At 58.7% G+C, this 14,166-nt stretch carries 12 protein-coding genes; 9 read left to right on the forward strand and 3 right to left on the reverse strand.

Features of this window, described 5'->3' with window-relative positions; genetic code table 11:
- The 5 genes from BUB53_RS17365 to BUB53_RS17385 all read left to right on the forward strand — a co-directional run bounded on the left by BUB53_RS17365 (position 1) and on the right by BUB53_RS17385 (position 6,214).
- Positions 1-1,239: a sigma-54-dependent transcriptional regulator gene (locus BUB53_RS17365; RefSeq protein ID WP_073036423.1), complete on the forward strand. Its 1,239-nt coding sequence runs from the start codon at positions 1-3 to the stop codon at positions 1,237-1,239.
- 143 nt (positions 1,240-1,382) lie between these two features.
- The gene (locus BUB53_RS17370; protein ID WP_073036425.1) at positions 1,383-2,711 is read left to right on the forward strand and encodes an ABC transporter substrate-binding protein; all 1,329 of its coding nucleotides are present in this window, start codon (positions 1,383-1,385) and stop codon (positions 2,709-2,711) included.
- 87 nt (positions 2,712-2,798) lie between these two features.
- The gene (locus BUB53_RS17375; protein ID WP_143163258.1) at positions 2,799-4,544 is read left to right on the forward strand and encodes an ABC transporter permease; all 1,746 of its coding nucleotides are present in this window, start codon (positions 2,799-2,801) and stop codon (positions 4,542-4,544) included.
- A gap of 18 nt (positions 4,545-4,562) precedes the next feature.
- Positions 4,563-5,615, forward strand: a complete 1,053-nt coding sequence (locus BUB53_RS17380; protein ID WP_073036428.1) for an ABC transporter ATP-binding protein — start codon at positions 4,563-4,565, stop codon at positions 5,613-5,615.
- A gap of 20 nt (positions 5,616-5,635) precedes the next feature.
- Positions 5,636-6,214 (forward strand): histidine phosphatase family protein, encoded by a 579-nt coding sequence (locus BUB53_RS17385; protein ID WP_073036430.1) that lies wholly within the window; start codon positions 5,636-5,638, stop codon positions 6,212-6,214.
- A gap of 41 nt (positions 6,215-6,255) precedes the next feature.
- On the opposite strand, the gene BUB53_RS17390 is transcribed toward BUB53_RS17385, so the two are convergent.
- The 3 genes from BUB53_RS17390 to BUB53_RS17400 all read right to left on the reverse strand — a co-directional run bounded on the left by BUB53_RS17390 (position 6,256) and on the right by BUB53_RS17400 (position 10,260).
- The gene (locus BUB53_RS17390) at positions 6,256-7,539 is read right to left on the reverse strand and encodes a glycosyltransferase family 4 protein (RefSeq protein ID WP_084729265.1); all 1,284 of its coding nucleotides are present in this window, start codon (positions 7,537-7,539) and stop codon (positions 6,256-6,258) included.
- Complete coding sequence (locus BUB53_RS17395) at positions 7,532-8,389, reverse strand: polysaccharide pyruvyl transferase family protein (RefSeq protein ID WP_073036434.1); 858 nt, start codon at positions 8,387-8,389, stop codon at positions 7,532-7,534. Before BUB53_RS17395 ends, BUB53_RS17390 begins: the two co-directional genes overlap by 8 nt.
- Before the next feature lie 68 nt (positions 8,390-8,457).
- Positions 8,458-10,260 (reverse strand): ABC transporter ATP-binding protein, encoded by a 1,803-nt coding sequence (locus BUB53_RS17400; protein WP_084729267.1) that lies wholly within the window; start codon positions 10,258-10,260, stop codon positions 8,458-8,460.
- Positions 10,261-10,672: 412 nt separating this feature from the next.
- On the opposite strand from BUB53_RS17400, the gene BUB53_RS23445 reads away from it, so the two are divergent.
- From BUB53_RS23445 to BUB53_RS17420, 4 genes are all read left to right on the forward strand, one after another.
- The gene (locus tag BUB53_RS23445) at positions 10,673-11,041 is read left to right on the forward strand and encodes a serine O-acetyltransferase (protein ID WP_308424334.1); all 369 of its coding nucleotides are present in this window, start codon (positions 10,673-10,675) and stop codon (positions 11,039-11,041) included.
- Between the two features lie 68 nt (positions 11,042-11,109).
- Positions 11,110-12,666, forward strand: coding sequence for a hypothetical protein (locus BUB53_RS17410; protein WP_143163259.1), 1,557 nt, complete (start codon positions 11,110-11,112; stop codon positions 12,664-12,666).
- An 84-nt stretch (positions 12,667-12,750) separates the two neighbouring features.
- Entirely contained in the window at positions 12,751-13,362 is a 612-nt protein-coding gene (locus tag BUB53_RS17415; protein WP_143163260.1) for a sulfotransferase family protein, read from the forward strand.
- Between the two features lie 11 nt (positions 13,363-13,373).
- Positions 13,374-14,156, forward strand: a complete 783-nt coding sequence (locus BUB53_RS17420) for a hypothetical protein (RefSeq protein ID WP_159437861.1) — start codon at positions 13,374-13,376, stop codon at positions 14,154-14,156.
- Positions 14,157-14,166: the final 10 nt, after the last annotated feature.

Consider the following 14,166-nt stretch of genomic DNA (forward strand, 5'->3'; position numbering starts at 1 on the left):
ATGACGGATGAAAAGCTGATTTACCTTGTGGACGACGACAAGGATTTCCGCGAAGCCACATGTGAATTTCTGGAGGCCGAAGGCTTTCCGACCGTCGCATTCGAACAGGGCGACGCGATGCTGGCGCAGCTTGACCCGGAATGGAACGGCATCATTCTGTGCGATTTCAGAATGCAGAACATGGACGGGCTGGCGGTTCTCGAGGCGGCCCGCAAATCTGCGCCGGGGGTTCCGTTCGTCATGTTGACGGGTCATGGCGATCTGCGTACGGCCATCGCTGCCACCAAGGCGGGGGCGTATGATTTTCTCGAAAAGCCGGTGCAGCCCGATTACCTGCTTAGCCTGCTGCGCCGGGCGCTGAAGGTTCGCAAGCTTGCCGTGGAAAACAATCGCCTGCGACGCCGGGTGGCGCGCTACAGCGATATGCGCTCGCGTCTGATTGGTACGTCGAAGGCCATGAAGGCCTGCCGTAATGAGTTGCTGAACGTGACCCCGCTGCCCGTGACGGTCACGCTTCACGGCGAGGCGGGCACCGGCAAGGAACTCGGTGCGCGCACGATCCACGAGTTTTCCGAACTGGCGGGCGAATTTCACACCATCAATTGCGCAACTGCCACCATAGACAGCCTGCGGGCCGAACTGGGGCGCCAGACCGATCCGCAAGACACGCTGTTCATGCGGTCGCTGCATCAGATGGATGCCTTTCTGCAAAGTCATCTGGCGGAGTTTCTGCGCCGCAGCCAACGCCCGCGGGTGATCGTGTCGATGATCGGCGATCCCGATGCACATATGGCAAGCGGCGTCCTGACCAGGGAACTTTACTATCTGATAAATGTCGCGACGATCTGCCTGCCGCCGCTTCGCAGCCGTGACCGGGATATTTTTATCCTGCTCGAAAATTTCCTGCGCACCGGGGCGGCGCGATTGGGGAAAAGCCTGCCGCATGTCGATACGGCGCTGATCGAGCGCTTCAGGGCGCATGACTGGCCCGGCAATGTCCGTGAATTGCGCAATGTGGCCGATCGTTTGGTGATTGGTCTCCCGGTCGATCTCAAGGCCACGGCCCGCGATGCGGGGCTGGCCATGTCTTATGACGAGGCCATGCGCGATTTCGAGCGCAGCCTGCTGGAGCGCACACTGGTGGAAACGGGCGGGCACAAGGGCGAGGCGGCTGCGATGCTGTCGATCCCGCGCAAGCGGCTTTATCTGCGGCTCAAGGCGGTGGGACTGTCCGAATAGGTCAGTTTTGACCCAAGCGGAGTGTCAAGATCGACCTAAAACCACCCTAAAACCCCGATTTTCGCAAGAAATTTGATCGCTTGCCCGCTTGCCAACACAGTTTCCGGGCGCTGGAGGAGCGCAAGGATATCTGGGAGGGTTCCATGAAATTGAAGCATTTGTTCTTCTCGTCACTGGCCGCGACGGCGCTGGCGGGTGGCTCGGCTATGGCCGAAGGGTCGATCACGGTCATCACATCGTTCCCCGACTCGATGACAGGCCCGATCGAGGCCGCCTTCGAGGCGGCGCATCCCGAATACGACCTTGAGGTTCTGAACAAGAAAACCTCGGCCGGGGTGAAGTACATTCAGGAAATCGCGGGCGACAACACCGCCGATATCTTCTGGGCGTCGGCGCCGGATGCGTTCGAAGTTCTGAAAAGCGACGGGTTGCTGGATCAGGCACAGATCGCATCCGAAGGTATCCCCGACATGATCGGGGCCTATCCGCTGAACGATCCCGATGGGTATTACTTCGGCTTCGCCGGTGCGGGATACGGCATCATGTGGAACGAACGTTATCTCAAGGCGCACGATCTGGAGCCCGCCCGCGAGTGGGAACAGCTGGCCGATCCCAAATATCACGGCCATGTCGGCATGTCCGCGCCATCGCGGTCTGGCACGACGCACCTGACCGTCGAAACCGTCTTGCAGGGCGATGGATGGGATGACGGTTGGGCCAAATGGAAATGGATCGCCGGGAATTTCTCGACAGTGACCGAACGCAGCTTCGGGGTGCCCGACGGGGTGAACACCGGCAGTTTCGGTCTGGGGATCGTGATTGATTTCTTCGGGTTCTCGTCAAAGGCGTCGGGCTTCCCTGTCGATTTCGCCTATCCGACGATCACCGCCCTGGTTCCGGCCAATATCGCCGTGGTGAAGAACGCGCCCAATCAGCAAGGGGCAGTCGCCTTTGTCGAGTTCCTGCTGACCCCCGAAGGGCAATCCGTGCTTCTGGACCCTGCGATCATGCGGCTGCCGATCAACCCGGCGACCTATGCCAACGCGCCCGAAGGGTTCCCCAACCCGTTCGAGGATTCGACCATCGGCGCCAGCGTGAAATTCGACGTCGAGAAATCCGGCGCGCGCTACAATCTGGTCAACTCGATGTTCGACGTGATGATCACCTATCGCCTCGATGACCTGCGCAGCGCCGTGAACGCGATTCAGCAGGCCGAGATGAAACACGCGGAGGGCGACAATGCCGAGGCCAAGGCGCTGATCGCCGAAGCCCGTGCCCTGATCGAGGCCAACCCGATTGACGAAGCCACCAGCCTCGATCCCGATTTTGCCGCGATCTTCACCAAGAAGCGCCGCAAGGCGACCGACACGGTCGAGGGACGTCAGGCCGAGGTCGAACAGGAATGGGATGCGATGGTGGTCGAAAACTACCGCCGCGCCCGCGAACTGGCTGACCAGGCGGCAGCCATGTAAGCGCTCTGCCGGCCCGGTTCGGGCCGGCCTCACCCTCGCCGTTCAGCGCGGCGAGGGGTTTCGGGGAAGGTGGAAAAAATGCCAAGCATGAACAGGTCTACACCCGGCGCGACTGCCGGAATTGCCGATCGTTTGCCCAAATGGCTGGTGCCGAACCTGTCGGGTCTGCATATGGTGGCGCTGTTCATCGCGCTGCTGCTGATCGGGCTGCTCCTGGTGCCGGTCGCACAGGTGATGATCGTCGCCTTTCAGGATCCGGCAACCGGCGCGGCGACCTTGCAGAACTTTCTGGATTTTTTCCGCACGTCCCTGTTCCGTGAAAGTTTCTGGAATTCGTTCTATGTGTCGGTCATGTCGGTGGTGGTGGCCACCACGATTGCCCTGCCGCTGGCCTATATCACGACCCGGTTTCATTTTGCCGGCTCCGTCCTGATCCAGAGCCTGGGGTTCATTCCGCTGATCATGCCGCCCTTTGTCGGCGCGGTCGCGATGCAGCTGATCTTTGGGCGCAACGGCACGGTGAACCTGCTTCTGCGCGATTACCTCGGGTTCGACATTCCGTTCATGGAGGGCCTGAACGGCGTGATCCTCGTGCAGTCGATCCATTATTTCCCGTTCATCCTGATCAACCTGTCGGCATCGCTGCGCAATATCGACCGCTCGATGGAAGAGGCCGCGCAGAACCTCGGTTCGCACGGCATACGACTGTTCCGGCGGATCGTCTTTCCGCTGGCGATGCCGGGCTATATCGCCGGGGCGGCGCTGGTTTTCATCAAGGTCTTCGACGATCTGGGAACGCCCCTGCTTCTGAACGTCAACAACATGCTGGCGCCTCAGGCCTATCTGCGGATTTCGTCCATCGGGATCAGCGATCCGATGGGATACGTGATTTCTGTCATTCTGGTGGTCTTTTCGGTTCTGTCACTGTGGGCGTCCTTCCTTTTCATGCGCGGCAAGGATTACGCCACGGTCCAGAAGGGCGGCGGCGGCATGGCCAAGCGCAACCTGAAACCGGCGGAAAAGATGCTGGCCTATGGCGTCGTGATCTTCATCCTGCTGCTGGTCCTGACGCCGCATATCGGCCTGACGCTCTTGTCCTTCGGCACGATATGGTCTTTCGCGCCGTTGCCTGACGGCTACACGCTGCAAAACTACGTGACGATGTGGGAAGGCTCCAAGACCTTCATTCTGAATACCCTGCTCTATGCCGGGATCGCCGCCACAGCAGACGTGATCCTTGGAACGGCGATTGCCTATATCGTGCTGCGTACCAATATCTTTGGCCGCAAGGGGCTGGATTACCTGGCGACGGCGGCACTGGCCGTGCCCGGCGTGGTGCTGGGGATCGGGTATCTGCGGACCTTCCACAGCGTCGATGTGCCTTTCGTGGGCGAACCGCTGGCCAGCTGGTGGGTGGTCATCGCCCTTGCGCTGATGATCCGCCGCTTGCCCTATGCCCTGCGCGCCTGCATGGCGGCACTGCAACAGATCAGCCTTGCGCTGGAAGAAGCCGCCGAAAGCCTGGGCGCCACGAAAAAGCGCACCATCTACAAGATCGTCGTGCCACTGATGAAAGGCGGTCTGCTGGCGGGGTTCGTGACCAGTTTCGCCACTGCGGCTGTCGAACTGTCGGCCACCATCATGCTGGTCAGTTCCAATCAGGATGCGCCGCTGGCCTATGGCATCTACCTGTTCATGCAGACCCCATCGGGACGCGGGGCAGGGGCCGCGCTTGGCGTGGTGGCGGTGCTGCTGGTGGCGGCTGGCACGCTGGCCTCCCAGATCATTATCGAACGCGACAAAAAGGCCAAGGCTTCGGCCGATATGCACTGAAAAGGCGGAGACGGAAGAATGGACCAGACCGGCATCAAGATCGAAGACCTGCACCTGTCATTCGGCGAGACACAGGTCTTGCGCGGCGTGAACCTCGATATTCGCCCCGGAGAGTTTTTCGCCTTTCTCGGCCCGTCCGGGTCGGGCAAATCCACATTGCTGCGCGCAATTGCCGGGTTCGGCCCGACGCCGCAGGGGCGTATCCTGATCGGGGATCGCGATGTCGTGGGGCTTGACCCGTGGAAACGCAATGTCGGCATGGTGTTTCAGTCTTACGCCCTCTGGCCGCATATGAGCGTGCGCGACAATGTCGGGTTCGGCCTCAGGGAACGCCGGGTGCCCGCAAGCCAGATCAGGGGGCGCGTGGATGCGGCGCTGGATCTGGTGGGTCTGGCGCATCTGGCTGATCGCATGCCCAACCAGCTATCGGGCGGGCAGCAACAGCGCATCGCCCTGGCGCGCACGGTCGTCGTCGAGCCCGAGGTTCTGTTGCTGGACGAACCGCTGTCCAATCTCGATGCGTCGCTGCGGGTGCAGATGCGCCGCGAACTTCTGCACCTTCAACGCAAGCTGGGCCTGACGACCATTTTCGTGACCCACGATCAGGAAGAGGCGAACACCACATCCGACAGGATGGCGGTTCTGGATGGTGGTGTGATTCAGCAGGTCGGCACTCCGCAGGAACTGTACGACCGGCCCGCCAATCTGTTCGTCGCGAACTTTCTGGGCACCGCCAATATTTTTGAGGGCCGGGTCGAGATCGACGGCGAGGCCGCGCGGTTTCACACGAAAACCGGCGAGGTGCTCACGATCCCGGCCTCGGGCAATCTGGACGGCAGCAACGTGGTCTTGCGTCCGCAGAACATCTCGATGACACAGGCCCCGGAACCGGATGCCCTGAAAGGCGAGGTGCTGCACCGCGAATTTCTGGGTAGTCAGATCCGGTATCTGGTCAAGGTCGCGGGCACCGAGATTGTCGTCGATCAAAGCCACAGCGCCGGGCGGGACTGGTTCGATCCGGGGGCACAGGTACATCTGGTCGCCAATACCTCGAGCGCGGTTATTCTCTGAAACTAATACAGGCAGTCAAAATGAACCCCAGTCCCGATGTCTACCTTTTGCGGCATGGCGAAACCGTCTGGAACAAGGCGAGCCGCATTCAGGGTCAGATGAATTCCGACCTGACCGATCTGGGCCGCGAGCAGGCACAAGCACAGGCCGGTATTCTCAAACGGCTGGAGATCGGGCTGGACGATATCGGACTGTTTTGCAGCCCCCTCACCAGAACCCGTGAAACCGCCGCGCTTGCGCTCGAGGGGCGGGACTGCACCATCGACGACCGCCTGATCGAAATCGGATGCGGTGCCTGGGAAGGGCTGACCCCTGCCGAACGCGCCGCCCGCGATCCCGAGATCGTGGCGCGCTGCAAAACGGATCTCGACCTGTATTTCAACGCACCGGGCAACGAGGGGCTCCCGGCGGTTCAGGCGCGGATCGCTGCGTTTCTGGCCGACCTGACCGGCCCCGCCGTGATCGTGTCGCATAAGGTGGCGCTGATCGTCATGCGCGGCCTGTTGACGGGCCTGCCAGACGAGAGGCTATCCGAACTGACCTCCCGGCAAGGAACCGTGATCCATATCAGCGGCGGGCGGGAACGGCATTACGAGTGACCTGTGTCTGGAAGTTTGGGGCTGTTTTACAGGCAAGTTCATCACAAATCCTTGTCTTGGGGGCGGGTAAGATGCTGCCTGATATCGTTAAGAATCCGGATATGCGCCACCTGCGGTGAGAAATGAGACTGTTGCAGTTTCCGCAGGGTCGCGCCTGTCTTATCGGCATCTGCCGGATCGGAAAGGAACCGGTCGCATGAGTCGATGAATTCAGCTGCGTTTCCGGCGATTGCGAGATGATGTTCGATTTCCGGGCCATATCCACGAGAGGAATGACGCATTACCGCGACAGGCCTGCCGAACGCGCATGCCTCGATGACCTTGATCTTCGATCCGCCGCCTTCCAGTACCGGGGCGATCACAAGTCGCGCACGGGCATATTCCGCTGCAAGGTCTGGTGCATATCCAATGACATCGAACCCGTCTGACTCATGGAAGAAACGTGTTTTCTTCGACCAGTTTCCCATGCCCACCAGACGAAAGCGCGCGTTGGGGTGGCGGCGTCTGATCTCAGGCCAGCATTCGCGCAGGAACCAACGCACCCCCTCGACATTGGGTCTGTGTCCGGCAATGCCAACGAAAAGAACGTCACGCGCGGAAGAGGGCGGGGGGAGTGTTCCATTTTCCACCGTGACAAAGGATACGTTCCTGAGAACGGATGAAGGAACGATTTCGAAATCCCTGGCGTCTTCTTCCGAGGCGAACCAGGCATGTGTCGCGCCGGTTAGCCGACTGCGCATCAGCGATCGGATTCGTTTCAGAACCAGAACATCCAGGAGCCGTTGCATAAACGGTATCCGGATCGCCTGATTGACGCTGGAGCCAAGTCGCTGATCGTCGCGGTCGTCCACATCTACCATGACCAGTCGTGCGCCAGGGGTGGTGTTGGTGATGCCTGACAGGCTGAATGGCCTGAAATACCGGAAAACGACGGCTGCGGGCTGCTCGACCAGACGGTCGCGGATCATGTTATGTGTTACCGGATCATACCGGTAATTCCGGGAAACGAAAATGTATCGTCCCAACGCACCAAGCAATTTTTCCGTCATCGGGCGTTTGCTGGCCACCTCGCTTCGGGTGCCTGTCTGCCATATGCCATCATGATCGGGAAAGGTTTCTGTGATACGGGTGGGTTCGGACTTTCCCACAATCACAATACGTGTCGGCCCCATACTTTTCAGCGCCGCATACAGGATCGCGGATCGTTGTCCGGCCCCGCGTGTAGGGCCTAGGGCCGTGTCGGGAACGACCAGAACGAACGCCTCGGGCTCAGAGGCCGGGGCAGGAAGATCGTCAGGGGGTTGTGTCGCTGCCCGTTTACGCATGGTATGTTTTCAGTTGATAGGCTTTCTCCTGAATCCGATCCTGAGCGCGCGTCAGGTTGGCATCGGTGCTGAGATGCCAGTCGGGCCGGGCCAGGATGCGTTCAAAACACTGACGGGTTCGGCGCTCGACGATGGGCTGCAAACGCCATCGGTTCGCCCTGTTCAGCAACATTGGTAATATCGGCAGAGTTTCATGTATCCGGGCGTCTATGGCAAGGCTTTGCATCCAGTCGGACCATTTGAACCGGCTGGTGCGCCCTTCTTCAAGGACATTCAGAATACGGCAGCCTGTCCACGGGATGCGATAGGCATCGGCTACGATCGCGCCATGCATGGCCTCGCAGATCACATGGCTGCATGTCCGCAATTCCGACAAAAATGTCTCGACTGGCAAAGTCGTGGGGATTTCCACAAGCCCCAGATCGTCAAGCATCGCGGAGAATGCCGGAGAAGATGTTTTGAAATAAGGTACAAAGCCGATCCTGTCGGAGTGTTGCTTTGTCGGGTCGTTGAAATGGCGGGGCATCAAAATGGCCGGATCGGAAATATACTCCGCATTATATCCCATCTTTTCAAGGGCGCGTGCACTGTTGGGGCCACGAACAAAGGCAATATGAGTGTCCTTCGGCAAACGGGCCAGTCCACGGCCATTGCGCATTCCCGATCCGAATACGACAAGGCGTTGCAGGTCTTCCGGTATATGACCGTCCGTCAATATCGACCCGATGCCAAGAAAACGCTCAGTAGGGTCATCGTCGAAAAAACCTTCTCCGAAAACCCGCGGCCACAGATCGGCGTTCAGGTCGTCACCGAAATTGCCTCTCCGGGACTTCCAGTAATACAGATGCATGAAAGGTCTCCCAAAAATGCCGGACCGAAGCCCCGGTCAAAACGGTGGTGGCATCGCCGCCGGGGCTCTTATCCGACGGCCATTTTGCGGAAAGTTTCGCTGCGGTCGACCAGTTGGTCATAGGTGCCGGAGGCCTGAACATTGCCGTGTTCCATCAGGAAAATCTGATCGCAGTTGCGGATCGTAGTCAGGCGGTGGGCGATCATGATGACGGTTTTGGTATTGCGGATGCGTTGGACGGCATCCATCACGGCGCGTTCGGTCAGGTTGTCGAGGGCTGAAGTCGCCTCGTCCAGGATCAGCAGGGACGGATCGTGATAGAGCGCGCGCGCGATGCCGATCCGCTGGCGTTGGCCGCCCGAAAGGCGCACGCCTCGTTCTCCGACGATGGTGTCGTATTGGTTGGGCATCTCGCTCATGACGAAATCATGCAGCGCGGCGGTGCGCGCGGCGCGTTCCACGGCACCCATGTCGATGGCCTCGGGGGGGACGCCAAAGGCGATGTTCTGCGCAACGGTCGAATCCGTCAGGTAGATGCTTTGCGGGACGTAGCCGATGGAGCGGCGCCACAGATGCAAGTTGTCAGCTGTCAACGGTTCGCCATCGACTAAAATCTGGCCCGAATCCGGCGTGAGAAGCCCCAGGATGATATCCACCACCGTGGTTTTTCCCGCACCCGTGCCGCCGACGATGCCGATCGTGCTGAGGGCTGGGATTTCCAGATTCAAGTCCTGTACAGCGGGCCGTCCGCCAGAAACGTAGGAGAAACTGAGCTCCTTGAGAACCAATCGTTCGTTCAGCCGCAACATATCGTCCGGGTCAGTCATGCCGGGACGATCCGTGATATGAGTGACCGCGTCCATATAGTCGGTGTGGATATGGTCCAGAATGGGCTTGGCGCTGCGGATCGAGGCAAGTGCGCCATAAATCTGTTGCATCGCCGGGAGCAGTCGCATGGCGGAGGCTCCGAATACCCCGAGTGTCGGTATGACGGCGGCAAGGTTGCCTTCATTGCGCAGCAGCATAACCAGAACGATTCCGATCAGTGTTGCAAAGGTCAGGCCCTCCAGTGCGAACCGGGGTATCTGGCTCATGACTTGTGCCAAAGCTGCGTTTTGGGCCAGTGCACGGGCGGGTGGACGGAACCGTTCAACATAGCTTTGTTCCAGCGACATCAGTTTGACCTCCTTGAAGCCGCCTGTCGCCTCGTGGGTCAGGCGAAAACGCTCCTGATTGGCCTGAAGCTGGTGCTTGCCGACAAGAAGCAGTTTCTTGCGAAGGCTGATGTAAACGAGGCCATACCCCCCGCTGAGAACCAATGCGACCACCACTGCGACGACAGGGTCGATAACGATCAGGAAGCCGATGATCGTCAGCGTGAGAATGGTGTTTGCCAGTAGTCGCCCGCCGGGGCCGACGATTTTGGTGACTACATTCTGTACTTCGACCAGAACGCTTTTGGCGATATCGGCGCCATTGCGTTCCAGAAACCATTCGTAGGGTTGGTGCAGATATGCCTGCAACAGACGGCTTGAGATGGAATAGCCACGCATTGTAGCAAAGCGGGTCACCATATAGGTGCCGGCTGCTTTGATCGCGAGGCTCAGGATCATAACCAGCAGAACGGCCACGGACAGGGCGACCTGGAAGTTGAAAGTGCCGCTGAAGCCAAAGGTTTCGTAAGCCCAGCCGAGGTACTGATTTTCAAATAGTCTTTGGGGTTCGGACAAGACACGCAACAGGATCAGAAAGGTCGAAAGCCCGAAGACCTCGGCAAATGCCACGAGAATCATCATGAGGGTCAGAAGAAGGAATTTTCTTTGTTCCGCAGGGGTGAACAAAGCCATTACTTTTTTGAAAACATCAATCATATCAAGCGTCCATATCCGCAAAACCGGATAGTCGCCTCTTGTGGCTTTGATAGGGCATGCCCGTGGCAGAGCAATGCGCGTTGGAAAAGACCATGGCCGATTTCCGTAATTTGATGGAGATTAAGCGTATAAATACTGATTTCATATGTATGTAATTTAACCGAGATTGTAGCAAAGTTCACTACCAGCTTGGACCGGTTCAAATACTGTGGAAAGCTATTTAAGCATGAAATGCACTTCAGGTTCCTAATTAATGAACAAAATTCAACCAGAGCAACCAGCGGTTTCCGCTACCACGCCAGACCAAAGTCGCGAACAGCCCCGTAAGTTGTGGGACCCATCGCGCAGGTTGTTGCGCAGTATTCGAAGATATCAGGCCGCGCGGGCGCGTGGTGGTTGGCTCGCGTGGCTGATGTGCAAGGTTTATAGTCAGACATTCCGCTTTTGGACAATTATCACTCAGGCCGAATTGCCACTGAACGGCGATCTGGGCGGGGGCCTGATGCTGCCGCATCCCAATGGCGTCGTGGTTCACCCAAAGGCAAAAGTCGGTCCCAACTGCATTCTTTTTCAGCAGGTTACTCTTGGCACCTCGGGCAACGGCCCCGGTGCGCCCGTGATCGGCGGGGGGGTGGATATCGGGGCAGGGGCCAAGGTGCTGGGGCCGGTGACCATTGGCGATCATGCCGTCATAGGGGCGAATGCCGTGGTGACGCAGGACATACCCGAAGGCGCGATTGCCGCGGGTGTGCCCGCGCGCATCATCGGGAAACGCTGGTAGGCCTGTCATGAAAACGCTTGGCATGTCGCGGTAAGATCGGACAGACTTGGCCCATGATAGCGCGTGTGATGATACGGCTCCGGATTGTTCTGCTGGCGGTATTGGCCGTGGCCCCTGTGGCTGCACGGGCCGATCCCGGTGTGGTGACGATGGATGAACTGACCTCGCTCGGGAGGGCGGGATATGCGGCGGACGGGTTCGAACTGCCCGTCATGTCGCCTGCGCTGCCATTGATCGACCCCAATGATTCCTCGCCTGAGGCAACGTTGCTGCGGCGGCTGGAAAACGCCGGCAAGGCATCGGGCTTCGAGGGGGTCATTTATGACAATCGCGACAGGGGCCATTCCCTGTTGCCCGCGGGCACCTTTCCGCGACTCGCGACGCTTCAATACGGTCCGCAATTGCTGGAGCATCAGGCCGATTACGGGCTGGCCGGAAAGATCCTGCTGCCTGCCATCGTGATCGGCAATTCCTCGACCGCGATCACCCGCGGCAAGATCAATCGCAGCCAGCCGCGGCTGGCCATGTCATCGTCCAGCGGCAGTTTGCGTGCGTTTCTGACCTATGCCAGCAATCACCTCTATATTTATCCAGAGCATAAGGATCACGACAAGGTCGACCGCTTCCCGGCGAATTGGCCCTATATGGTGATTTCGCAAGGATCGTCGCGGTCAGACAAGCCGTTCCTGCGGGCCTTGCTGATGACGCTGGCCGCCTTGCCGCCCGAGACGCGCGACAGGTTGCGCGACGAAAAGCTGATCGCCCCGACCTTGCAGATGATCCTGCGGCGCTCGCAGGTGGGGGTGTATTCGCGTGAGGATTACATGACGGGCCGTGCGAACCCGGTGGTTTTCGACAAGAAGAATCTTGCACCCGAGCGGATGGTTTCGCTGGCGGCAGCCCTGAAACCCGATGAAATCCCGCCGGTGGTGAAACTGTCGGTTGAGGAGGAGGATTTTCAGGCCCATGCCGGGCTGGCAGGGGTGTCGGAAGATCTGTTTACAACGCCATCGGCCATTGCCCGACTCTGGCGCGGGCCCGAGTATTCCCGGCGCATGGTCGTTTCGGCGGAGGAGACCGAAGACCCGAACGGTCATCGGCTGCGGTTCCATTGGGTGCTGCTACAGGGCGACCCCGATCTGGTTCGTATCCGGCCAAAAGGGCAGGGCGAAACGAGCGCCGAGATCACGATCGACTGGCATGACGCGTATCGACCCTTGGGGGCGAAACAGCGCATGACCAACCGCGTCGATATCGGTGTTTTTGCCTGGAACGGCGCGCATTACAGCGCGCCTGCGATCATTTCCATCGGGTTTCCGGGGCACCAGACCCGACAGTATGAGCCCATCCCCAACGGGCCGGGCAAGCGCCTGATCTCGGTCGATTACGATGCCGAGGGGCGCGAGACCTATTACGATCCGCTGCTCTATTGGACCGCCCCCTGGGTGGACAGGATCGGCTATGACGCGACGGGCGCGATTGCCGAAATCACGCGCCAGACGGCGGAGGAAACACTGAGCCTGTCAGCGCCGGACCGGTTGCACGACGGCCGCACTGTCAGCTACCTGCCCGAAGATACGAAACAGGGCCGGTACCTCCGGATGACGATTGAACCGGATGAGTGAACGGTGTGTTCTTGTCTCGGGCTGTGACAGGCACCGTTTTGAGTTGTATTGTTCCAATTTTAAAGGATGGGATTTTTGGGACCGATGAAACCCAGAAAAGTCTTTTGCCTCGGGTTTCAGAAGACCGGCACGTCGTCATTGGGACTGGCGCTTGAAAGACTGGGGTATTCAGTTTGTGGCTACTATCCGTTTCGGGATATGGGGAGCGACAGCAATGTCACCTGGGGCGAAGTTACGGAGCGAGCGCTTGCTCTTGCCGCTGATCACGATACGGCGCAGGATACGCCGTGGCCGGTGCTTTACCGCGAACTCGATGCAGCCTTCCCGGAATCGCGTTTCATCCTGATTACCCGGAATCGCGACGCGTGGATCGACAGCGCTGTCAAGGATTTCGCCCATTATCCCAATGCGATTCACAATCTGATCTATGGATGCCCGTACCCCTTGGGATACGAAAAGGAATGGCTGGCCCGGTATGATCGCCACAACGCCGAGGTGAAGGCCTATTTTGCAGACCGTCCCGATGATTTTATCTCGCTGGATCTGAATCGGGGAGAGGTGAACTGGCAAAACCTTTGCCGGTTCCTGAATGAGCCCGATCCGGGAATTGCCTGGCCTCATTCGAATACACGGCGGTCCAAGACGCTGAAGATGAAATATTACAAGGTCATGGAAAAGCTGGGGTTGAAATCATGACCGGGGATTGTGTGCTGAAGATTTATGGTGAGCGGAATTCGGGGACGAATTACCTCCAGGATCTGGCCAGTAAAAACCTGTATGCTCAGGTGCTGTCGGGCCGGGCACCTGACCGACACCCCCAGGCCTATGTTGCAAAGGCCCTGAAACTGATCTCGAAGGACCTTGGCATGCGGTATCGTCATGCGTGGCGCGACAGATATCTTGCAAATGCTTTCGATGCGCATCTGGGCTGGAAACATGCCTGTCCCTCGCCTGAACGTCTTGGTCCGGATCGTTTGGCGAGCGTGCGATTTGCGATGATTGTCAAAAACCCCTATGCGTGGCTCCTGTCTATGTTCCGCCGACCGTATCATATCGGCGCGCAGGACAAGACATTTGAGGCATTTCTGAACCGCAAGGTGCCGGTGATGCCTGCCATGGAAAACATCGGAACCGATCAAATCGGTCCGGTTGAAGTCTGGAACAGGAAAATAGCGGGATATTTCGTCCTGAAAGATGCCGCCGCACATGCCTGTATTGTGAACTATGAGAACTTTTTGCAGGATGAAGAAGGGGCGTTGCGACATATGGCGCAGGGACTGGATATCAGGCAGCGTCCAGATTTCGTTTCGATTACGAGGGGGGCCAAAGGCGATGCCGAGGTCAACCGACAACATTACGTAGATTATTACATGCACGAACGTTGGCGCAAGAAACTGAGCCCTAAACTGGTTGACATGATCAATTCGCAGCTTGACGGTGACCTCGTATCCCGGATGGGGTATGAGGTTATTTCGCCGGATACGCTTTAACGGATATCCG

The sequence above is a fragment of the Roseovarius pacificus genome, from assembly GCF_900142665.1.
GTDB lineage: Bacteria > Pseudomonadota > Alphaproteobacteria > Rhodobacterales > Rhodobacteraceae > Roseovarius > Roseovarius pacificus.